General features: G+C 59.6%; 19 protein-coding genes and 1 pseudogene. 5 read left to right on the forward strand and 15 right to left on the reverse strand.

The window, feature by feature from the left end:
• On the reverse strand, nt 1-617 hold a 617-nt coding region (locus L9Z73_RS07685), incomplete at its 3' end, for a SulP family inorganic anion transporter (RefSeq protein ID WP_247398163.1).
• Between the two features lie 141 nt (nt 618-758).
• Here L9Z73_RS07685 and L9Z73_RS07690 point away from each other — a divergent pair.
• The 3 genes from L9Z73_RS07690 (at nt 759) to L9Z73_RS07700 (ending at nt 4,255) form a co-directional block, all read left to right on the forward strand.
• A complete protein-coding gene (locus L9Z73_RS07690) occupies nt 759-989 on the forward strand; it encodes a hypothetical protein (protein WP_198717600.1) in 231 nt (76 codons plus the stop codon).
• Nucleotides 990-1,434: 445 nt separating this feature from the next.
• Entirely contained in the window at nt 1,435-2,679 is a 1,245-nt protein-coding gene (locus tag L9Z73_RS07695) for a malic enzyme-like NAD(P)-binding protein (RefSeq protein WP_247398165.1), read from the forward strand.
• Nucleotides 2,680-3,241: 562 nt separating this feature from the next.
• Nucleotides 3,242-4,255 carry an isocitrate dehydrogenase gene (locus L9Z73_RS07700; RefSeq protein WP_247398167.1) on the forward strand — a complete coding sequence of 338 codons (1,014 nt, stop codon included), beginning with the start codon at nt 3,242-3,244 and terminating at the stop codon, nt 4,253-4,255.
• A 277-nt stretch (nt 4,256-4,532) separates the two neighbouring features.
• Here L9Z73_RS07700 and L9Z73_RS07705 read toward each other — a convergent pair whose 3' ends face one another.
• The 3 genes from L9Z73_RS07705 to arsA form a co-directional block, all read right to left on the reverse strand.
• Nucleotides 4,533-4,730 carry a hypothetical protein gene (locus L9Z73_RS07705; RefSeq protein WP_247398169.1) on the reverse strand — a complete coding sequence of 66 codons (198 nt, stop codon included), beginning with the start codon at nt 4,728-4,730 and terminating at the stop codon, nt 4,533-4,535.
• A gap of 23 nt (nt 4,731-4,753) precedes the next feature.
• Nucleotides 4,754-4,984 (reverse strand): hypothetical protein, encoded by a 231-nt coding sequence (locus L9Z73_RS07710; protein ID WP_017845892.1) that lies wholly within the window; start codon nt 4,982-4,984, stop codon nt 4,754-4,756.
• Between the two features lie 939 nt (nt 4,985-5,923).
• Complete coding sequence (gene arsA, locus L9Z73_RS07715; protein ID WP_282598548.1) at nt 5,924-7,648, reverse strand: arsenical pump-driving ATPase; 1,725 nt, start codon at nt 7,646-7,648, stop codon at nt 5,924-5,926.
• 300 nt (nt 7,649-7,948) lie between these two features.
• On the opposite strand from arsA, the gene L9Z73_RS07720 reads away from it, so the two are divergent.
• Nucleotides 7,949-8,746, forward strand: coding sequence for a DNA/RNA non-specific endonuclease (locus L9Z73_RS07720; protein ID WP_247398173.1), 798 nt, complete (start codon nt 7,949-7,951; stop codon nt 8,744-8,746).
• 25 nt (nt 8,747-8,771) lie between these two features.
• Here the strand turns inward: L9Z73_RS07720 and dmeF are convergent, their stop codons facing one another.
• Both dmeF and L9Z73_RS07730 read right to left on the reverse strand, forming a co-directional pair.
• On the reverse strand, nt 8,772-9,704 hold the full coding sequence (gene dmeF / locus L9Z73_RS07725) for a CDF family Co(II)/Ni(II) efflux transporter DmeF (protein ID WP_247398191.1): 933 nt from the start codon (nt 9,702-9,704) through the stop codon (nt 8,772-8,774).
• Nucleotides 9,701-9,976 carry a metal/formaldehyde-sensitive transcriptional repressor gene (locus L9Z73_RS07730; protein ID WP_017849380.1) on the reverse strand — a complete coding sequence of 92 codons (276 nt, stop codon included), beginning with the start codon at nt 9,974-9,976 and terminating at the stop codon, nt 9,701-9,703. The genes dmeF and L9Z73_RS07730 overlap by 4 nt, the downstream gene beginning before the upstream one ends.
• Before the next feature lie 155 nt (nt 9,977-10,131).
• On the opposite strand from L9Z73_RS07730, the gene L9Z73_RS07735 reads away from it, so the two are divergent.
• Nucleotides 10,132-11,343, forward strand: a complete 1,212-nt coding sequence (locus L9Z73_RS07735; protein ID WP_247398194.1) for a YeeE/YedE family protein — start codon at nt 10,132-10,134, stop codon at nt 11,341-11,343.
• 294 nt (nt 11,344-11,637) lie between these two features.
• On the opposite strand, the pseudogene L9Z73_RS07740 reads toward L9Z73_RS07735, so the two are convergent.
• From L9Z73_RS07740 to mutL, 9 genes and pseudogenes are all read right to left on the reverse strand, one after another.
• A pseudogene (locus L9Z73_RS07740) lies at nt 11,638-13,383 on the reverse strand (methyl-accepting chemotaxis protein); the annotation flags it as partial.
• A 139-nt stretch (nt 13,384-13,522) separates the two neighbouring features.
• Nucleotides 13,523-14,812 (reverse strand): adenylosuccinate synthase, encoded by a 1,290-nt coding sequence (locus L9Z73_RS07745; protein ID WP_247398197.1) that lies wholly within the window; start codon nt 14,810-14,812, stop codon nt 13,523-13,525.
• A 54-nt stretch (nt 14,813-14,866) separates the two neighbouring features.
• Nucleotides 14,867-16,054 carry an ATP phosphoribosyltransferase regulatory subunit gene (locus tag L9Z73_RS07750; RefSeq protein ID WP_247398199.1) on the reverse strand — a complete coding sequence of 396 codons (1,188 nt, stop codon included), beginning with the start codon at nt 16,052-16,054 and terminating at the stop codon, nt 14,867-14,869.
• A 280-nt stretch (nt 16,055-16,334) separates the two neighbouring features.
• Nucleotides 16,335-17,201 carry a protease modulator HflC gene (gene hflC / locus L9Z73_RS07755; protein ID WP_247398201.1) on the reverse strand — a complete coding sequence of 289 codons (867 nt, stop codon included), beginning with the start codon at nt 17,199-17,201 and terminating at the stop codon, nt 16,335-16,337.
• Nucleotides 17,201-18,376, reverse strand: coding sequence for an FtsH protease activity modulator HflK (gene hflK / locus L9Z73_RS07760; protein WP_247398212.1), 1,176 nt, complete (start codon nt 18,374-18,376; stop codon nt 17,201-17,203). Before hflK ends, hflC begins: the two co-directional genes overlap by 1 nt.
• Before the next feature lie 96 nt (nt 18,377-18,472).
• Nucleotides 18,473-19,774, reverse strand: a complete 1,302-nt coding sequence (gene hflX, locus L9Z73_RS07765) for a ribosome rescue GTPase HflX (protein WP_247398214.1) — start codon at nt 19,772-19,774, stop codon at nt 18,473-18,475.
• A gap of 12 nt (nt 19,775-19,786) precedes the next feature.
• Nucleotides 19,787-20,047: an RNA chaperone Hfq gene (hfq, locus tag L9Z73_RS07770; protein WP_017849756.1), complete on the reverse strand. Its 261-nt coding sequence runs from the start codon at nt 20,045-20,047 to the stop codon at nt 19,787-19,789.
• Nucleotides 20,048-20,141: 94 nt separating this feature from the next.
• Nucleotides 20,142-21,113: a tRNA (adenosine(37)-N6)-dimethylallyltransferase MiaA gene (miaA, locus tag L9Z73_RS07775; protein ID WP_247398216.1), complete on the reverse strand. Its 972-nt coding sequence runs from the start codon at nt 21,111-21,113 to the stop codon at nt 20,142-20,144.
• The coding region (gene mutL / locus L9Z73_RS07780) for a DNA mismatch repair endonuclease MutL (protein WP_247398218.1) at nt 21,113-22,370 on the reverse strand (1,258 nt) is incomplete at its 5' end. The genes miaA and mutL, both read right to left, overlap by 1 nt.

Below are 22,370 nucleotides of genomic sequence, written 5' to 3' on the forward strand. Positions count from 1 at the left end.
ACCACGACCATGGCGATCAGTGGGCCAGGAACGCGCTTTACGCCGGGCAGTCTGGGTGTGAGGATCACCAGTGCCAGGCTCAGCAGGGCTAACAGTGTCGTGGGTACATGAAGGCTGGGGAATGCCTGGATGAGGTGCCACAGCCGCTCGTGGAAATGCTCGCCACTGATTTTCGGCAAGCCCAAAAAATCTTTCCATTGGCCAACCCAAATGATCACCCCGATGCCGGCAGTGAATCCAACAATAACGGGGTCAGGGATGAACTTGATGAGCGCGCCAAGTTTGGTGATACCGAGCAGTAATAGAATTGCCCCGGCCATCATTGTCGCGACCTGCAAGCCATCAACGCCGTACTTGGCTGTCACGCTGGCCAGAATGACGATGAACGCCCCTGTGGGGCCAGCAATCTGAAGCCGGCTTCCGCCGAACAGCGAAACCAGCAAGCCACCCACAATGGCCGTGTAGATCCCCTGTTCCGGCTTGACGCCGGAGGCGATGGCAAATGCCATGGCCAAGGGCAGCGCTACGACGCCGACGATGACCCCTGAGACGATATTTCGAAGCCAGTGCTCGCGCCCTAACAAGCCCGCTTTCCACGCTTCTCGTATCGCAATCATGACTAGCCTCGATTTGGTGGCATGTGCATACTATTCACACGATGTGATAATAGCAAAGCAATTGGTCTAGCCTCGGCACAACACCTGAGACGCTCTAGAATCAGTGCTCAGAGAGCTGAACCCTATGCCCGGAGACCCCGCATGAAACGCGAAGATGTCAAAACCAACCACGGGGAAGGCATGCACTTCGACACCCACGTGATAGCCAATCCGGCCAACACGCACGAGTGGATCATTCTGTTCAAGAAGGATGCAGGGAGAAGCTATTTTCTGGTCAATGACAATGAGGAAGTGGAGTCATTTGGACGCCTCGATGATCTGATCCATGAGCTTCGCGAGTTGGGTATCAAGTCCGCCGAAGTTCATTTCTGACAGCTGCACTCAGGAAGGTTGATCATGTCTGTAAAGATTGAGCTCTGTTAAAGAAAGAATCGACACCCCCCCCATCCTGTTCCCTGAATTCCATTCGCGCGATTGTCGAAGTGCGTGGGTCAGCGCCCAAGACGCAATGAGAAACCCCTGAATTCCGATGTGCCGCGCTTAGGTCGTGGCGCATTGGGTATTCGTGCGCGCAAAAAAAATGGCCACACAAGGTGGCCTAAGACGGGTTCAAGCATAGGAGGGCTCTATTGGCCAAAAAATACAGGCCCGCCCTGAAGTCTTAGGGCCAATAGAGTGAGTCTGACGGCTGATAAACCCCTTCATCAGCAGCATTCAAACCGGCAATTTGGCCCTGGTCTGTGGCTCAGGACCTCATTGCCTTCCATTATAATAGTGTTAGCATAGGATTGTAATCAACGTCTAATTAGGGGCTCGCATGACTACCGACTTCAAAAAGGCTGCACTGGATTACCATGAATTCCCAACCCCAGGAAAAATCGGCATTGCGCTGACCAAGCCTGCCGACACCGCCGCCCAACTCGCACTGGCGTACAGCCCAGGCGTAGCCGAGCCCGTTCGCGAAATCGCGAGGGACCCGGAGAACGCCTATCGCTTTACCGGAAAAGGCAATTTGGTGGCCGTGATCACAAACGGTACGGCCATTTTGGGCCTCGGCAATCTAGGCCCCTTGGCCAGTAAGCCGGTCATGGAAGGCAAAGCGTTGCTGTTCAAACGTTTTGCCGGCATCGACTCGATCGATATCGAAGTCAATGCTGAGAGTTCCCAGGCCTTTATCGACACCGTCGTGCGTATTGCTGACACCTTTGGTGGCATCAATCTGGAAGACATCAAAGCCCCTGAGTGCTTTGAAATCGAAGAAGCCCTGATCGAGCTGTGCAGCATCCCGGTCTTCCATGACGACCAACACGGCACCGCCATCGTCACTGCGGCCGGTATGCTCAATGCGCTGGAGATTCAGGGCAAAACGCTGGAGAACGCGAGAATCGTTTGCCTCGGCGCGGGTGCCGCAGCCACGGCCTGCATGCGCCTGCTGCTCAGTCTTGGCGCGCAAAAAAGCAATCTGTACATGGTCGATCGCACCGGTGTCATCCACTCCGCCCGCAAAGACCTCAACCCATACAAAGCACAATTCGTTAACGACGGTGGCCCTCTTACGCTGATGGAAGCCATGAGCGGTGCTGACGTGTTTGTGGGGCTGTCTGGAGCCAATCTTCTTCCGGCGCAAGCGCTGGCGGCGATGGCTCCCAAGCCGATCGTGTTTGCCTGCTCAAACCCCGACCCTGAAATCAGCTACGAACTGGCCATGGCCACACGTGATGACCTGATCATGGCGACCGGCCGTTCTGACTACCCGAACCAAGTTAATAACGTTCTGGGCTTTCCGTTCATCTTTCGCGGGACCCTGGATGTTCGGGCAACCCGGATCAACGAAGCGATGAAAATTGCGGCAGTGGAAGCACTGCGCCAATTGGCCAAAGAGCCAACCCCTGTGGAAGTGCTGCAAGCATTCAATGTCGATAAGCTTGAGTTTGGGCGCGATTACATTCTCCCCAAAGCACTCGATGCTCGCCTGCTCGGTGCAATCGCCGGCGCAGTGGCCAAGGCCGCTATCGACACCGGTGTTGCGAAGCTGCATTACCCGGCGCACTACCCGCTGTAAGCGGAGGTCCGTCAGGCTGATGTGCGGCAGTTGCACGACCTTTTGCACGGTTGGCAGCTGTCGCACTCGGCGGACATCCGGCCGCCGCAGCGCCTGAATATCGACAGCCCGCCATTTGCAAGATCATCCGTTCTTGAATGATCCGAGCCACAACTCGTCTTCTTTTATGCCTGCCTAAAAGCGACCTGGCCCTGCCACGCACAGGCGTTCTAAGACCTTTGTCTCATCGGGAAAACGCTGCTTTCCACCACGTGGAATTAGCATTGTATGTTAATGTTATGCGCGTTATCGGTGGAGCAAATGACTGCACGCTTGATCCGGGCGCTCGCTCGTAGCAGCCGCGTTCATGCCCGTTTTGTGCGACGCGAGAGCTGACACCCACTCAGGTCGCTCGTCAATTGATCCGTGATGACCTGCGCAGTCACGGCGCGGAGGATGACACACGGCACTCTGCCGCGGTGAAAGCCGTCAGACAGTCAATGCCTATCAGCAGACTCGTGACACCAGTCTCAATGCCCCCATCAAAACAGCAGGCTGACAAAGCGCTGTTAAGGAAGAGACCATGAGCAAAACCATCGCAATCATCAAGGGTGACGGCATCGGCCCCGAGATCATGCAAGCGACGCTACGCGTACTCGATGCTCTTGACTGCAATCTTCAGTATGACTTCGTTGAGGCCGGTTTGGAGGCCTTGCAGCAGCATGGGCAACTGATGCCGCCCGTGTCCATCGAGACGATCGCCAAACACGGTGTCGCACTCAAAGGCCCTCTGACCACGCCGATTGGCCGCGGCTTCTCCTCGATCAACGTTCACCTTCGCCGCCACTTCGATCTCTACGCCAACGTCAGACCGGCGATCAGTTTCCCTGGTACTCGTTCACGCTTCGAAGATATCGATATCATCACGGTGCGCGAAAATACCGAAGGGGCGTACCTGCCAGAAGGGCAAAGTATTTCTGAGGACGGCGAAGTTGCTCTGGCGAGCATTCGCGTAACGCGCACAGCCTCCGAACGCATCGTGCGGTACGCGTTCGAGCTGGCTCGTAGCAAAGGCCGTAAAAAAGTGACCGCGGTGCACAAGGCCAACATCATCAAGTCTTGCTCCGGGTTGTTCCTTGAGGTGGCGCGTGAAGTTGCGGCGGATTATCCGGAAATCGAATTCCACGAGATGATCGTCGACAACGCCTGTATGCAGTTGGTGATGAATCCCCATCAATTTGATGTCATCGTCACAACCAACCTGTTTGGCGACATCCTTTCAGACTTGTGCGCAGGCCTGGTCGGTGGCTTGGGTTTGGCGCCGGGGTCCAACATCGGCGCCGATGCGGCCATCTTCGAAGCGGTCCATGGCTCGGCGCCGGACATCGCCGGCAAGAACATCGCGAACCCATGCGCATTGTTGTTGGCTGCCGCAGACATGCTTGATTACCTGGGCATGGTGGACAAGGGGACACGCGTGCGTACCGCTATCCGCGCTGTTCTGGAAAACTCCCGTGATCAAGTGACAGCCGACATGGGCGGGGCCGGCACCACTGAGTCGTTCGCTGACGCCTTGGTGGCCTACGTGCGTGGCTAAATAGCGCATCAGGAATCACGCGCGTCGTCCGATTCGCCAGCTCACTACGAGCTGGCGATTTTCTGCGTGTGTTCTACGCTGACGTACCCCGAGGGCAGCCTGCCGGGCTAAATCTTCTTATGCCCCACGGGCCGATCCGGCCATCCCTCAGCGTTCTTGCACCGTCGAGCGCTGTGCAACATGAAAATCAATTTGACTGACTAAGTTCCACGGCGCGCTACGGAAGTAGCAATACTGTGTTGTCGTAACGTTAGCGTTAATAGAAATTCATTAAATATTATTGTTTGCTGCTATCGCGCTTGTCGGCGGACGACAATGTGCGAGGGAATGAGTGCGGGGCTTCAATACGCTCCTTTAGCTTTTCTGCGTAATCTTTTGCACCCTGCTCATTGCGAAATTGAATGCGCCTGGCTCCAATGCACACAGACCATAGCGGTTCACTCTGGCTAGACAGCTGCTCGATTTTGACGGACATGACGACACTCCAAGGAAAACAATTCAAAAGTGAATTTCAGCAACCTTGATACCGATTTCTCGCAGTTCATGAATCAAATCATCAAGGTACCGGAAGGGTTCGATTTCTTCGTTGTCATTGACTAGGAAGAAGCTTCTTCCTGCATCCTTTTTAAAGAAGACGATCCACTCCTGGGTGTTGGCCGGGTTGGCAATCAAATGGGTATCAAACTGAATGCCTTCAGCGTATTTGGTTTTTACGTCCTCACGTTTCATACGGGTCTCCAAGCGCTCACGTATTGCTGTTCTCATGCATGTATTTGCCGCCCCGCAATTGATTAAAAGACCTCGCCCCTGTCTGAAGCAGGGGCGAGTCGATTGCCTTTCTATTATCATTGCATGATAATATTATGCACATATGAGCCGCTGGAGGCTAGTCATGAGCAGGATTGTCGAGGCACCTGAGCCACGAGGGGCCGAGGAGGTCCGCCCAAGGCGTGGCTTTAAAGGTGCACGACCCTGCGGCCGGTTTTGCGTGATTGTTGAAGACCCCATAGGGCGTCATGCGCAAAGGCTCCAGATGAGCGCCTCGCAACAGCGGATCTCCCTTGCTTTTGATGCAACGCGTAAGGTTTTTGAATTTTAAGGACGGCAGTCATCATGCGCAAAACAGCAATTGAGAAGCGCCTTCCGCTGAATGCTCCGACCCTGGAACCAGGGCAACGAGTATTGGTTTGCCATGAGCAATGCGTCGTCGTTCAGCAGCGAGAAACAAGAATCTATCAAGTTGTATTCGACTGCAAATCACCCAAAACGATTCGAATTTTTTGGGCCGAATATGAGTGGATTTTCATCGGTAGGCTTAAGCAGCACGCCGAGAAAGATCCGTCATTGGAAAGCTTTGTATCAACGCTAAGAGCGGGTCTAAAGACTGTCTGGCGATAAATACGGTTCTGATCGATAACCCGCCGGGCCAAATCCAGCACAGACGGGCCTACGTCTTGCTGCTGCCGTGCTTTGCATAAAGTACGAACTTGATTGGGATAATCGTAGGGATATACATCAGCAGGGTCTCATTGCAAAACAGATGCTTGTTTCTCTATTCGAGTCCGGGGCGTGCCAGACAGAGAAAAGCCTGCAGCGATGCAGGCTTTTTTGGGCTTTGGATTTGCTCCGGCAATCCAGGCGCACAGCATGAGTTCGCCGAGTATCGCTTCAGTCCAACAGGCGCTTCAACCCGGCGACGCCAACCGGCGGCTCCGCCGTCCAGGGCACCACGATGACGGCATGCTTGGTTTCGTCAGCCACCCTCGCCATTTGTTTACGCTCGCTCTCCAGGCGCGCTCGCAGCAGCGGGTCTGTCGTATCGGTGGCCAGTAGCGACTTATTGACCACCCAGGCAAACGGTTCGATGTTGGCCCTGCGCAAGTCATCCTGCAGCGCCGCCGCCTGAGACACCGGCGTGGCTTCGGGCAGCGTCACGAGGATGATTTTGGTGTAGTCCGCATCTTGCAGGCGCATCAGTGGCGTGACGATGTGGTCCGAGGCTTTGCCTTTGAATTCGCGAACCATCTGGCGGTGATAGGCGCCTGTGGCGTCCATCAGTAGCAGGGAGTGCCCGGTGGGGGCGGTGTCCAATACCACGAATGCGCTTTTGGCTTGAGCAACCACGCGGGAGAACGCGTGGAACACCGCGACCTCTTCGGTGCAGGGGGATCGCAGATCCTCGATGAGCAAGGCTATTTCGTCTTCCGTCATACCTGGCGCGCGGGAAGCGATGATCTTGTCCACGTATTTTTGGGTCTCGACCTTAGGGTCGATGCGGCCGACGCTGAGTCCCTGCACCTCGGCGTTGAGGGTTACCGCCAGATGTGCGGCAGGGTCTGTTGTACTCAGGTGCACGCACTTGCCATGCTGCACGAGGCCCAATGCGATGGCGGCGGCAATGGTGGTTTTGCCCACACCGCCTTTGCCCATGACCATGATCAAGCCGTGCTGGTCGTGAGCTAACTCGGCAATCAACTCCGAGAGTGCGTGATATTCCAGGCGTGCCGGTGCCGGTGCCGGGGTTGCAGTGCTGGCTCGGCGAGCAAGCTCCGGGGTCAGCAGTGCGCGAAGCGCGGGCAGGCCTACGGAATCGACTGCCTTGAGTGGGATGTAGTCGGCTGAAAGCTGACGCAGTGACGCGGGCATCTCGTCGAGCGCCTGCTGGCCTACGGCCTCGATCGCTGCTGCGATCGGGTCATGCAAATTGCTGCGTTTAAACACCGCATTCACCACCAGGCGCTGGTTTTTCAGGCCCAATTCACGCAGCTCATCGCTGGAGCGTGCCGCCTCGCCGAGCGCGCCTTTATCAGGGCGGGTCACCAGTACAACAGTGGTCAGGGCTGGATCGTTGAGCGCCGCCAATGCCTGATTGAACAGTTGCTCCTGCATTTTCAAGCCCGAGTGTGGCCCCAAGCATGATGCGCCACGATCGTTGCCCTTCAAAAAGCCGCTCCACGCTTTTGGCAGGCTCAACAGTCTGAGCGTGTGCCCCGTGGGCGCGGTATCGAACACGATGTGCTCGTAGGCCGCGCTGCCCTGCGACAGCAGGTGCGAGAATTCATCGAAGGTTGCGATTTCGGTCGTGCATGCCCCTGAGAGTTGCTCGCGCACAAGGGCAATGTCTTCATCGCTGGCCTGATCGCCCATTTGTTCGACCACCCGCGCCCGATAGTCAATGGCTGCGGTCCCTGGGTCGATATTGAGCACGAACATTCCAGGCACGTGCGGCACCGCGACAGGTTGATTGCTCAGCTCAACGCCGAGCATCTCATCAAGGTTCGAGGCGGCGTCTGTACTGACCAGCAGCACTTTCTTGCCTGCGTCAGCCAGTGCGATTGACACCGCGGTGGAGACCGACGTTTTGCCGACGCCGCCCTTGCCGGTGAAGAACATATATCGGGTGGGTTGATCGAGCAGTTTGAGGGTGGACTGCATGGCACGCTGACTCCCTTGCGGAGCATGATTGGGTAGTGGAGTTTAGACCGGTGTTCAGAATCGCCAAGGTGGTCATATCAATCAAACGCTGATTTTTGCCGTCCATTGAGCGCAATTGTCTGTGCAGGAGGGCTGCAACTCGCGGCCCAAGCATAGAGCAGGGGCCGCCCTGCGGCACTAACCTGGTTTCTCACGGTCAACAGCCCCCGCACCACCGTCGGTGGTCATCCGTTTACCCTTACCAAAAAGATCTAAAGCATGCACTTACGCAACATTGCAGTCGGGTTGTCGGCCCTTGTTTTGCTCTCGACCGGGGCCCACGCCCGCAGTCTGCCCAACCTCTATACCGCCACCGAGCAACGCGCGTCCTTTGATGGCTGTGCCGATCTTTTCCCCGCCGCGAAACCCATCAACACCGCCACCGTGCCTGCTGGCATGCGCCCTCTGGCCCTGTGCTCCGACAATTTTGCGGTGCTCTATTCGCAGACCAGCAAGACGCCGCTGGTGGTGGTCGAGCGCCTGAATGCCGCGCAGTTGCAGGATGCCAAGGGCGAGGAACGCACCAACCTGTTCTACCCCGACCCGCGTATCCCCAAGGGTGGGCGCGCGGAGTTGAGTGACTACCGCAGCCAGCATCCGGCCGTCGACCGTGGCCACCAATCCCCGGCCGCCGACGCACCGAACGCCCATGCCATGGCACAGTCGTTTGCGCTGTCGAACATGGTGCCGCAAGACCCTGTCAACAACCGTAAGATCTGGAGCAAGGTCGAGGCGGATGTGCGCAAGTTCGCCAAGCGCGCCGGCGGCGATGTGTTTGTGTTCACCGGCCCGTTGTTCGACCCAGGCTACGGCACCATCGGCGACAACAAGGTCTGGGTGCCGACGCGCCTTTTCAAGCTGGTGTACGACGCCTCGTCGCAACGCGCCTGGGCTTGCGTGCTGCCCAACGCGCAGACGCGTATCCAACGGCCGATGGACTATGACGCGTTCGTGAAGAGTACCGGGCTGAAGTTGCTCGGTAATCTTCCGGTCTCCGGGTCAGTCGGACGCTCGTAAGGGGGCGAGTCGCCCGGCGTCGTCGCTACGCTGCATCGAGCGTGCGAAACTCGACGGTGAGGTGACTCACTTCATGCACCGGTTTGAGGCGTTCGCGAATGCTGTCGGCATCCGCTGTGGCGTGGCCGACGACGCTCACGATTGCCGCATGCACACCTGGCCCTACCTGCCAGACGTGCAAGTCGGTAATCGTCGCGTCGCCCGCTTGTTCCACCAGTTCCCGGATCTCCGCCGCAACATGCTCGTCGGTCTGATCGAGCAGGACGCCGGCGGTTACGCCCATCAGGCTCCAGGCCCAGCGTGCAATCACGATGGCGCCGACGATGCCCATCACCGGGTCCAGCCAGACCCAACCCAGATACCGCCCCGCCAGCAACGCAGCGATCGCGAGCACCGAGGTCAGCGCATCGGCGAGCACATGCACGTAGGCGGATCTCAGGTTGTTATCGTGGCCATGGTGGCCGTGGGCATGTTCGTGCTCGTGGTCATGCCCATGGCTATGACCGTGGCCGAGCAACAGCGCACTGACGATATTGACCACCAGCCCCACCACGGCAATCAGCGTCGCCGTGCCGAACTGCACCTCGGTCGGCTGCAGCAGTCGCATGATCGACTCGATGCCAATGCCCAGGGACACCAGCGCCAGGATCAGCGCCGAGGCAAAACCGCCCAGATCGCCGACCTTGCCGGTGCCGAAGCTGAAGCGCGGGCTGGATGCGTGGCGCCGGGCATAGGCGTAGGCCGCGGCGGCGATGCCCAACGCACCCGCATGGGTGGCCATATGAAAACCGTCGGCCAGCAGGGCCATCGAACCGGTCAGGGCGCCGGCGGCGATTTCCGCGACCATCATCACTACCGTCAGCATCACCACCCATAAGGTGCGCTTGGCGTTTTCTTCGTGAGCCGCGCCGAGGAAGACATGCTCGTGGGTGTGACCGTGCGTGTGATCGAGGCTCATTTGGAGTACCGCCGAATGGCTTCAAGCAGCTCTTCGACGCCCTGGTTACGTTCTTCCTCGCTGAGGGATGGGTCCGCCACATGCGCGCGGGCATGTTCTTCGATGATTTCTTCCATCAAACCGTTGATGGCGCCGCGAGTGGCGGCCACCAGGTGCAGGGTCTTGGCGCAATCGCTGTCCGATTCCAGTGCTCTTTCCACCGCTTGAATCTGACCGGCAATGCGTTTGACACGCTTGATCAGACTGTCTTTGTTGGCCGCTATATGGCTCACAATATACCCCCCCTACCTATGATTCGCGGATCATCGCATACCCCGTCCCCCTATACAATCCTTCAGCTCGGATGCCGATTCCTCCGGAGACCGACCCCTCGGTTTATACTCGATGGCTTCGTAATCAAATCCCTTCAAACGAATTGAGATACCTCATGAGCACCTCTCTTTCCACAACCTCTGCGCGCAAGCCCGTCGCGCCCCTGGTGGCTTTTGTGCTGCTGGTGCTGGGCGCCGTGTTCCTGCATAACCTTGTCGGCGCGCGCCAGGTGCTGTTGCTGGTCGTCGGCGCAGCGCTGGGCTTGACCCTGTACCACGCGGCCTTTGGCTTTACCTCGGCCTGGCGGGTGTTCATCAATGACCGGCGCGGCGCCGGTTTGCGTGCGCAAATGGTGATGCTGGCGATAGCGGTGTTGCTGTTCTTCCCGGCGCTGGGGGCGGGCACGTTGTTCGGCCAGCCGGTGGTCGGGCTGGTAGCGCCGGCCGGGGTGTCGGTGGTGTTCGGAGCGTTCATTTTTGGCATCGGCATGCAGTTGGGCGGCGGCTGTGCGTCGGGCACCCTGTTCACCGTGGGCGGCGGTAATGCGCGCATGTTGGTGACGCTGTTCTTCTTTATCTGTGGTTCGTTGATCGCCACGCACCATGTGGGCTGGTGGTTTGCACTGCCGGCGTTGCCGGCGACGTCCATCGTCAAAAGTTTCGGGGTCATGCCCGCGTTGCTTTTGAACCTGGCAGTGTTCGGCCTCATCGCAGCCGTCAGCGTGCGGCTGGAAAAGGCCCGTCATGGTCAACTGGAAGCCGGGGTGACCAGCGAGCACCGAGGCGTGCGCCGTTTTCTGCGTGGGCCCTGGCCCTTGGTGTGGGGTGCGATTGGCCTGGCTCTGCTCAATTACGCGACCCTGGCACTGGCCGGACGACCGTGGGGCATCACCTCGGCGTTCGCGCTGTGGGGCGCCAAGGTGGCGAGCGGCCTGGGCGTGGAGGTGGGCAATTGGGCGTTCTGGCAAATACCGGGCAATGCCAAGGCCCTGGCCGCGCCGGTGTGGGAAGACATCACCAGCGTCATGGACATCGGCATCGTCCTCGGTGCGCTCCTGGCTGCCGGCCTGGCCGGGCGTTTCGCCCCCAGCCTGAACATCCCTGCGCGCTCGCTGGTGGCGGCGGTGATCGGTGGCCTGCTGCTCGGTTATGGCTCGCGCCTGGCCTACGGTTGCAACATCGGCGCGTACTTCAGCGGCATCGCCTCCGGCAGCCTGCATGGCTGGGTGTGGCTGGTGGCGGCGTTCATCGGCAACAGCGTCGGCGTGCGGTTGCGCCCGTTTTTCTTTGCCGGCGAGCGGCCGCAGGTGGCGTTGAGCGGGTGCTGAGCGATTGTTTCCGGTGGTGTGCACCTTGCGCTGGGTCGCTTTTTAGCCCCGACCTGTGCATTGAATTGCTTTCCGTTGCGCCAATAATCGGGCCCTGCAATCCCCCGAATTTTGAACGCTATACGGAAGGCACTGATGAGCGCCGCATCATAGTCTTAAAGGATGCCCAGCCAGAAACTCGCGATCATCCCTGCACGCGAGCCCTCTGGCTGAACACTCTGTTCCAGCTACTCGAACATCCGAAGTTGACCCCATGGGGGTCTACGCATGCGTAAGCCCAGTCAACGTATCCGCAATTGTCTTGGTCCGTTGCGCAGTCCCCTCCGTCGCACGGCTTGACGCCTCCAGCGCATCGAGCATTTCGCGCAAGGCACCGACGCCGCTGGACTGGTCTTCAATCTGTTGGGCAACACGCTGGATTTCGCCGGATAACAGGTCGATATCCACGCCGATTTCCGCCGCATTCTTGCGGGTGATTTCCGCCAGCTTGCGCACCTCGTCCGCCACCACCGCAAAGCCACGCCCGGTCTCACCGGCACGCGCCGCTTCGATCGCCGCGTTGAGCGCCAACAGGTTGGTCTGCTCGGCGATGCCGTGGATCACGGTCAGCACCACTTCAATCTGCTCGCTTTGCGCCGCCAGGCGCTCGATGACTTTGGAACCGGCCTGAACCTGCCCCGCCAGCGCTTCAATCAAGCTGCCGACTTCAGCCGACGTGCGCGAGTTTTCATCCGTAGCCTGGCGAATATCCACCACCTGCTGCAGCGCAGCCTGCATCGCATGGCTTTCGGCCTGGGCCTCATCGGCCATCTGCGACAGCGCGCGCAGGCTCTCGGCCACTGCGTCGCGCTGCAAACCCGCCGCCGCGTCGGCGCCGGCATTGCGCAAGGTCATCGCGCCGATTTCCACACCGGTACGCTGCGCCACATCGCCGGCCTCGCGCACGATGGGCTGCAACTTATCCACAAAGCGATTGACCGCCGAAGCCATGTCGCCGATCTCATCTTTGCTGTTGATCTGCACGCGCTTGGTCAGGTCGCCCTCACCCGCCGCCAGGTCATCCATGGCTGCGATCAACAGTTTCAAACGATTGACCACGCGCCGCCCGAGCACCACCGCGATCAGCAGCAAGACACCAAAACCGACCACCGCAAGCCCCATGCCGATGCGCCAACGCAGCGTACCCGCCGCTTCTTGCACGACACTCGTGGTGTTGGCGGTCATCTGGGTAGCGGTCGCCTGCGCCGATTGCAACCTCGCCCCCATGGCGGCAGCACTATCCGCCGCAGCCCCCTTGAGGCTATCGCCCACCAACTGATCGCCGCTGGCAATCAGTGCCGCAAAGCGCTTATCCAGCGCCAGCAGGTCGGCCTCTACCGACGCGGTCGAGACGCCCATGCGGACCTTGCCAATCTCGACACCGTTCGGGCTGATAGACGCTTCGACGTAGTACACCGAAGCGTCCGCCTTGGCGGCGTCCAGCACTTTATCCAGCGCGCGGTCGCCCGCGCCCTTTGCAAGGAGCGCCTGGTTGATCGGGTTTTCCCGGTTCAGATAGCGGGTCAGATGCTCACCGGCAGCGTCGTCATACACCACGAACAACACGTTGGGATTGCGCTGGGCCCGTCGGGCGAACTCCGACAGCGTCGGCACATCGTTGTCCCACATGGCGCGGGGCGCCACAGAGGCCAGCAGTTGCGCCATGTCATTAGCAGAGTCTTGCAGGTCTTTTTCCAGGGTCGCACGCAGTTGCTTCTGCTCTTCCTGCAGGCGCGCGGAAAGCCCTGCTGTCAGACGCTGACGGGTACTGCTGGACAAGCTGTCCAGGCTGGATGTGACTTCCTTGCCGGCCTGAGCCAGTTCGCCGGACAGTTTCTGACTGTCGACCCCTAGGCGATTGCCCAAATCAGCTTCCAGCGCCGTGACTGTGCTCCGAGTTAGAGCGACCGCCACCAGCACTTGCACCAAAAGAGCGATACCTAGGGTAACGAACACCGGCCGCAACAGACGACTTTGTAACAATGAGAGAACGGCAGACATCGGGAATCCCTCCACCACGGGTGCCATTAATTTGATAGCACCGCGAAAAAAGGAAATACAGCAAGGGTCGTGCCGTTTGGCGAACTGAAACGACAAAGGGCTCCCGAAGGAGCCCTTTGCTTTTTACATCAACAGCTTATTAAGCGAACGGGTGACGCAGAACGATGGTCTCGTTGCGGTCCGGGCCCGTCGAAATAATGTCAATCGGCGCGCCGATCAGCTCTTCAACGCGCTTGATGTAAGCACGCGCATTGGCTGGCAGCTCTTCCAGGGTTTTGGCACCCACGGTCGATTCGGTCCAGCCTGGTACTTCTTCGTACACCGGCTGCAGACCCACGTAACTGTCAGCGTCAGTCGGAGCAACGCTCTTACCTTCTGCATCTTTGTAGCCGACGCAGATGTTGATGGTTTCCAGACCGTCGAGTACGTCCAGCTTGGTCAGGCAGATACCCGAGATGCTGTTCACATCGATAGCACGACGCAGGATAACGGCATCGAACCAGCCACAACGACGAGCGCGGCCGGTGGTTGCGCCGAACTCGTGACCTTGCTTGGCCAGGTGCGCACCGACTTCGTCGAACAGCTCAGTCGGGAATGGCCCCGAACCGACGCGAGTGGTGTAAGCCTTGGTAATGCCCAAGATGTAATCCAGGAACATCGGGCCAACACCCGAACCGGTAGCCACACCACCAGCGGTGGTGTTGGAGCTGGTCACATACGGGTAGGTACCGTGGTCGATGTCCAGCAACGAGCCTTGGGCGCCTTCGAACATGATGTCTTTGCCAGCACGACGCAGGTCGTGCAGCTCGGCGGTCACGTCCAGCATCAGCGGCTTGAGCAGCTCAGCGTATTCCTTGCATTCGGCCAGGGTCTTGTCGAATTCGATGGCTGGTTCTTTGTAGTAACCCACCAACATGAAGTTGTGGTATTCCACCAGTTCGCGCAGTTTGTCTTCAAAGCGCGGCATGTTGAGCAGGTCGCCAACACGCAGGCCACGACGTGCGACTTTATCTTCATAGGCCGGGCCGATACCGCGACCGGTGGTGCCGATCTTCAGCTCGCCACGCGCCTTTTCACGGGCCTGGTCCAGCGCAACGTGGAAGGACAGGATCAGCGGGCAGGAAGGGCTGATACGCAGGCGCTCGCGCACCGGTACGCCTTTCTCTTCCAGCTTGGTGATCTCGCGCAGCAGGGCATCCGGTGCAACCACGACGCCGTTGCCGATCAGGCACTGCACGCCTTCGCGCAGTACGCCCGACGGGATCAGGTGCAAGACGGTTTTTTCGCCATCGATGACCAGGGTGTGGCCAGCGTTGTGGCCGCCTTGGTAGCGCACTACGGCGGCAGCATGTTCGGTCAGCAGATCAACGATCTTGCCTTTGCCCTCATCACCCCATTGGGTGCCCAGGACTACGACATTCTTACCCATAACACTTGTCCTCATTCGCGCAAACTTGGTGCCGGCGTTGGCCGGCAGGAAAACTCAAGAAGCCAGTGGCGATACTTGCCAAAGCCCGTTCTGCAGAATCAATTGCCGGTCGCAGTCCGCTTCACGGGCGGCGGCCAATGGCTGTCCAGGCAAAGCCTGGACGACACGCTGACCCTCACCGCGCAACTGGCAAACCTGCTGCCAGAGTGCTGCATCCGTACTGTCGGGCATCCAGATGCCACCAGACGGCAGCTCGACCTCAGCACGCCCCAGGGTCACCAGGGTTTTCAAATCGGTGGAGAAACCGGTGGCCGGACGCGCACGACCGAAGTCGGCGCCGATATCGTCATAACGACCGCCTTGGGCGATGGCTTGGCCAACACCCGGCACAAACACCGCGAACACCACACCGGTGTGGTAGTGGTAGCCGCGCAACTCGCCCAGGTCGAAATACAGCGGGAGTTGCGGGAACCGCGCCGACAACTGCCCTGCAATCGCCAGCACGTCATCCAGTGCCGCCAATACCGGCGCCGGCGCATTGGCCAGGCGCTCACGGGCAGCGTCCAGAACTTCGCGGCCGCCGCACAGGTTCACCAGCGCACGCAGCATGTCAGCCAGTTCGGCCGGCACGCCTTCGGTCAGGGCGATGACTTCATCGATCGCCTTGCGCTGCAGGGCATCGAACAATTGTTGTTCCACTTCACCGGACAACCCCGCCGCACGGGCCAGGCCACGGTAGATACCAACGTGGCCCAGGTCCATGTGGACATCCGGCACGTCAGCCAGTTGCAGCATGGCCAGCATCAGGCTGATGACTTCCACGTCACTGCTCGGGCTGGCATCGCCGTACAACTCGGCGCCCAACTGGATCGGGCTGCGCGACGACGACAACGCCCGCGGTTTTGCATGCAACACGCTGCCGGCATAGCACAGACGGCTCGGGCCTTCGCGACGCAGGGTGTGCGCATCGATGCGCGCCACTTGCGGCGTGATGTCGGCACGGAACCCCATTTGCCGGCCCGATTGCGGGTCTATGACCTTGAAGGTGCGCAGATCCAGGTCCTGGCCCGCGCCGGTCAGCAGGGATTCCAGGTACTCGATATGGGGGGTCACGACAAACTCGTAACCCCAGCTCTGGAACAGATCCAACACCTGGCGACGCGCAACTTCAATGCGCGCAGCTTCTGGTGGCAGTACTTCTTCGATGCCATCTGGCAGCAGCCAGCGGTCTACCGTTGCCATTACGCCATTCCCCTATGATCCGGGCGGCCAACCCTCGGCCGAGCCTTGAGTGAAGCAGAAAATGCCCGCCCCTGGCATAAACCACGCGCAAGAGCGACGTGACGAACGGCCTGCAAACGGCCTCGTCGGGCACTTTCCTCGAAAAACCTGTCGCGCCTGCCGAATCAAACATGCAGACGCAAAAAAGCCGGGAATTTCCCGGCTGCCGCATCATACACCCGTTTTCTCAAAGGATCACCCCGCCAGGCGTTTTAGCCGCCCGACGGGAGTGAACATTGAGTTACTTGGACTTTTCCAGGTAACGGAAGAAGTCGCTGCTCGGGTCCAGCACCATGACGTCGGTTTTGCTCGCGAAGCTTTCACGGTAGGCACGCAGGCTACGGTAAAACGCGTAGAACTCCTGGTCCTGGCCGTAGGCTTTAGAGTAGATCGACGCGGCTTGCGCATCACCATCACCACGCGCTTCTTCAGACTCGCGATAGGCCTCGGCCAGCAGTACGCGACGCTGACGGTCGGCATCCGCACGGATACCCTCGGCCAGCTCGTTACCTTTGGCGCGGTGCTCACGCGCTTCACGCTCACGCTCGGTGCTCATGCGCTCGAACACGCTGCGGTTCACTTCCTTCGGCAGATCGATGGCCTTGACCCGGACATCGACAACTTCGATCCCCAGCTCTTTTTCCGCCATCGTATTCAACGAACGAGTGATATCCGCCATCAGCGCATCACGTTCACCGGACACCACCTCGTGCAGGGTGCGCTTACCAAACTGGTCACGCAGGCCCGATTCCAGGCGACGCGACAAGCGCTCGTCGGCAATCTGCTTGAGGCCGGAGGTCGCGGTGTAGAAGCGCTCGGCATCCTTGACGCGCCACTTGGCGTAGGCGTCAACCATCACGGCTTTCTTTTCCAGAGTCAGGAAACGCTGTGTCGGTGCGTCCAAGGTCATCAGGCGTGCGTCGAACTTGCGCACCTGGTTGACGTAGGGGACTTTCACATGCAGGCCCGGCTGGACATCCGCCTGGACCACGCGACCGAATTGCAGCAGCACCGCACGCTCGGTCTGAGCCACGATGTAGAAGCAGTTCCAGGCAGCGATGACCACGACGACGCCCACAATCAGGGCTGTCAGCGATTTATTGTTCATCAACGACTCTCCCTGGTACGTGTTTGCTGTTGCAGCAAGTCAGCGGCCGCACGGGCGCTCGCTTCGTTGGCAGCGGCATTCGAACCGGTAGCCGGTGCGCTGGCGCCGCTACGACCACCTTCGATCATCTTGTCCAGCGGCAGGTACAGCAGGTTGTTCTGCCCACCCTTGCTGCCGGTCACGAGAACCTTGCTGGTGTTGCTGAAGACTTCCTGCATGGTGTCCAGGTACAGACGCTCACGCGTGACTTCCGGCGCCTTGCGGTACTCGGCGACCAGTTTGGTAAAGCGATCCGCCTCACCTTTGGCGCGGGAGACCACTTCATCGCGGTAACCGTTGGCATCTTCAAGGATGCGCTGGGCTTGGCCACGAGCTTCCGGCACGACGCCGTTGGCGTAGGTTTCAGCCTGGTTGCGCGAACGCTGCTCGTCTTCACGGGCGCGGATCACGTCGTCAAAGGCTTCCTGTACTTCGCGCGGTGCGGCTGCGCTCTGTATGTTGACCTGGGTGACGGTGATACCAGTGCGATACGTGTCGAGGAACCGTTGCAGGCGCTCCTTGATCTCGCTGGCCATCAACTCACGACCCTCGGTGAGCACCTGATCCATCGCGGTGGAGCCCACCACGTGGCGCAAGGCGCTCTCAGTCGCCTGTTGCAGACTGATCTCAGGCTGGTCAACGTTCAGCACGAAGTCCTGCAGGTTGCTGATCTTGTACTGCACGGTCAGCGGCACTTCGACGATGTTCTCGTCTTCGGTCAGCATCTGGCCCTGCTTGGTGTAGGCACGCTCACGCGTGACGTTCTCCATGTACTTCTTGTCGATCGGCGGGAAATAGATGTTCAGGCCCGGGCCGACAGTCTCGTAGTACTTGCCGAAGCGCAGCACCACGGCCTGCTCCTGCTCGTCCACCACGTAGACCGCGCTATACAGCCACACAGCCGCGAGCACGACAAGCCCAAGGCCCAGCAGACCGTAGCCGCCACCCTTGCTTGTGCGACCGCCATCGTCACCACCGCGTTTTTTTCCACCACCGAACAACCCATTCAGGCTTTCCTGCAGCTTTCGGAAGGCCTCGTCGAGATCCGGTGGCCCCTTGCGGTCGCCATTATTGCGGCGCTTACCACCCCAAGGATCCTGATTATTCGAGTTGCCACCCGGCTCATTCCAAGCCATAGCGCTCTCCATCTGATAAAGCAAAGACGCACCCACGGCGCGCCGACCAATGCTACAGAATGCCTGCTACTGCGGCACAACCGCTTTCTCAGGCTTTTATTGCAAAGTGTGTTGTTCGATGAACTCTGTCGGTATAACGCCTTCGCGGCTGACCAGCCGATTCAGCTCCGAGCGCGGCAATCGAACGGCCAGCAAGCTGACACCTTCTTCATCGTGCTCTTCTTTCTGTACCGCGCCCAACTCGAAAAACTGTGCACGCAGTCGAGCAAAACGCTGAGGCAAGCGCAAGGTGCCGACGAACAAATCGTTGCCGAGCAACTCGGCAATCGCTTGCTCAAGCAAGTCCAGACCGCGGCCATCACGCGCCGACAACCAGACCCGCTGGGGCTTGCCGTCTTCGTCGCGCTGAATTTGTGGCTCAACGCCTTCAAGCAAATCGAGTTTGTTATAGACCTCGAGGATGGGCAAGTCCTGGGCACCAATCTCGCCCAGCACCACCATCACCTGTTCAATCTGCAACATGCGATCAGGTTCGGCCGCATCGATCACGTGCAACAGCAGGTCGGAGTTGCTCGACTCTTCGAGCGTAGACCGAAATGCCTCGACCAGTTTGTGCGGCAAGTGACGAATGAAGCCCACTGTGTCGGCCAGGACAATCGGCCCCAGGTCCGCCAGTTCCAGGCGGCGCAGGGTCGGGTCAAGGGTCGCGAACAGTTGGTCGGCCGCGTACACGTCCGATTTGGTCAAGTTGTTGAACAGCGTGGACTTGCCGGCGTTGGTGTAACCCACCAGGGAAACGGTCGGGATATCCGCGCGGCTGCGGCCACGTCGCGATTGTTCGCGCTGGCTGCGGACTTTTTCCAGCCGGCCCTTGATCTGACGCAGGCGAACCCGCAGCAATCGCCGGTCGGTTTCCAGCTGGGTCTCGCCCGGGCCACGCATGCCGATACCGCCACCCTGGCGCTCAAGGTGAGTCCAGCCACGCACCAGCCGGGTGCTCATGTGGTCAAGCTGGGCCAGTTCAACCTGGAGCTTGCCCTCATGGGTTCGGGCGCGTTGGGCGAAAATATCGAGAATCAGGCCGGTACGGTCGATCACGCGACACTCGAAAACACGTTCGAGGTTACGTTCCTGACTGGGCGTGAGGATGTGATTGAAGATCACCAGATCAGCCTGTTCGGCATGGACCAGGTCGCGCAGTTCCTCGACCTTGCCGCTGCCAATCAGGTATTTGGCGGTTGGCCGATGACGCGGTACGTTAAAAAACGCAACGGTCTCGGCGCCGGCCGAATTAGCCAACTCCTGAAACTCCTGCGGATCTTCGCGCGCCTCAGGGTCCTGTCCATCCAAGTGAACGAGGATCACTCGTTCACCACCACCGTGGCGCTCAAAGAACAAAGGAGACTCCTATCAGGCGTTACCTGGCTCAGCGTCACCCTGTTCGCCATCGGTCGCGCTAGGCAGACGGATTGGACGAACTGGAACAACTGTCGAGATAGCGTGCTTGTAAACCATTTGGCTGACGGTGTTTTTCAGCAGGATCACGAACTGGTCGAACGACTCGATCGTACCTTGCAGCTTGATACCGTTGACCAAGTAGATGGAAACCCCAACTTTCTCTTTACGTAAAGTATTCAAGTAAGGGTCTTGTAGCGAATGCCCTTTTGACATGTGCCGCACTCCTTTAAGGATCAATAATAAAAAATCGGAAAATAGATAGCTTATGGCCGTCACACCCCCAAGGATAGACGGCAATTGCAAGGACTCAGCTCAATATGGAGACCGTTCCCAAGTATTTCAAGGCGCGTGACAGATTGTCGCTGTCCAGGCTGTCCAGCCAGTGCAAATCGCTCCAACTGCGCAGCCAGGTGAACTGGCGTTTCGCCAACTGGCGCGTGGCAATGATGCCGCGCTCCTGCATTTCGGCTGACGTCAGCTTGCCATCCAGATGATCCCAGACTTGGCGATAGCCTACAGCACGTATCGAAGGCAACCCGGGATGCAGGTCACCTCTTGAACGCAGTGCTACGACCTCGTCCACAAACCCCTGTTCCAACATAATTGTGAATCTTTGTGCAATTCGTTCATGCAACACCTGGCGATTTGCCGGAGCAATCGCCAGATTCGCCACAGTATAGGGCAATTGTGAGCGCCCCGATGCGCCTGCGTCAGCACTTTGCGCAGATTGTCGCTGCCGATGCTCGGTCATGGTCTGACCACTTACCCGCCAGACTTCCAGGGCTCGGCTGAGGCGCTGGGGATCGTTGGGGTGGATGCGCGCGGCGGACACCGGGTCCACCGCCGCCAACTGGTCGTGCAGGGCTTGCCAGCCAAGGCGCAGCGCTTCTTCTTCGAGCTCGGCGCGCACCTGGGCGTCGGCCGGCGGCATATCCGCCAGGCCTTCCTGCAAAGCCTTGTAGTAGAGCATCGTGCCGCCCACCAGCAGCGGGATGTTGCCGCGCGCGGTGATCTCGGCCATGGCCGCCAGCGCGTCAGTGCGGAAATCTGCCGCCGAATAGCTCATTGCGGGGTCGATGATGTCGATCAACCGGTGCGGATAGTGCGCCAGCAGTTCCTTTGAAGGCTTGGCAGTTCCGATATCCATACCGCGGTAAACCAAGGCAGAGTCGACACTGATCAGCTCGCAGGGCAGCACTTTGCTCAGCTCGATGGCCAGGTCGGTCTTGCCGGCGGCCGTGGGGCCCATCAGGAAGATCGCGGGGGGCAAGGCACTCATCAACGGCCGCGCAAGAACAGTTTGTCCAAATCGTCCAGGCCCATTTGGGTCCAGGTCGGTCGGCCATGGTTGCATTGTCCGCTGCGCTCGGTGTTTTCCATATCGCGCAGCAGGCCGTTCATTTCCGGCAAGGCCAGGCGGCGATTGGCGCGGATCGCACCGTGGCAGGCCATGGTGCCAAGCAGCTCGTTGATATGCGCCTGGATACGGTCGCTGGTGCCGTATTCCATCAGGTCCGCCAAGACGTCGGCCACCAGCCGGTTGGCCTCGGCTTGCTTGAGCAACGCGGGAATCTGGCGGATCGCCAGGGTTTCCGGGCCCAGGCGTTGCAGTTCGAAACCGAGTTTCTGGAACACACTGGCGTGCTCTTCGGCACAATCGGCTTCACGCTGGCTGACCGCCAGGGACTCCGGCACCAGCAGCGGCTGGCCGCTCAGGCCTTCGCTGGCCATGGCGATTTTCAGGCGCTCGTACATGATCCGCTCGTGGGCCGCGTGCATGTCCACCAGCACCAGGCCGTGGGCGTTTTCCGCGAGGATATAGATGCCTTTGAGCTGCGCCAACGCATAGCCCAATGGCGGAATATCACCCCCCCCTTCGGGCAGGGCGACGGCGCTCGGCTCGGCCCCCGGCAGCGGCGCAAAGAACTCACGGTAGGCCGCCTGCGCCTCAGCTACCGGCACCGCCGATTGCGGACGCGGAGTGTATTGATACTGATAGCCCGAACCCGAACCCGAGCCCGGCGCCGTGTAGTTCGGCTGCGGTTGCGGCGATTGCAGCAGGTTGCCCGCCAGGCTCATTTCGCCCTGTGGGCCGAACTCGCCGGCTTCCGGGCCACTCGGGCGAACCACGGCCGTCACGATCGGCGCGGACAGCTGGTCATCCGGACGCACATCGCCCAGCGCGCGGTGCAAGGTGCCGTAGAGGAAGTCATGCACCATGCGCCCATCACGGAAGCGCACTTCATGCTTGGTCGGATGGACGTTGACGTCGACCACCGACGGGTCGACCTCGAAGAACAGCACAAACGTCGGGTGCCGCCCGTTGAACAGCACATCGCGATACGCCTGGCGCACCGCGTGGGCCACCAGTTTGTCGCGCACCGCCCGCCCGTTCACAAAGAAATACTGCAAGTCTGCCTGGCTGCGCGAAAAGGTCGGCAACCCCACCCACCCCCACAGGCGCAAGCCATTGCGTTCGATTTCAATCGGCAGCGCCTGCTCCAGGAACCCCGCGCCGCACACCGCATGAAGTGCG

Source organism: Pseudomonas emilianonis, assembly GCF_023072625.1.
GTDB lineage: Bacteria > Pseudomonadota > Gammaproteobacteria > Pseudomonadales > Pseudomonadaceae > Aquipseudomonas > Aquipseudomonas paraveronii.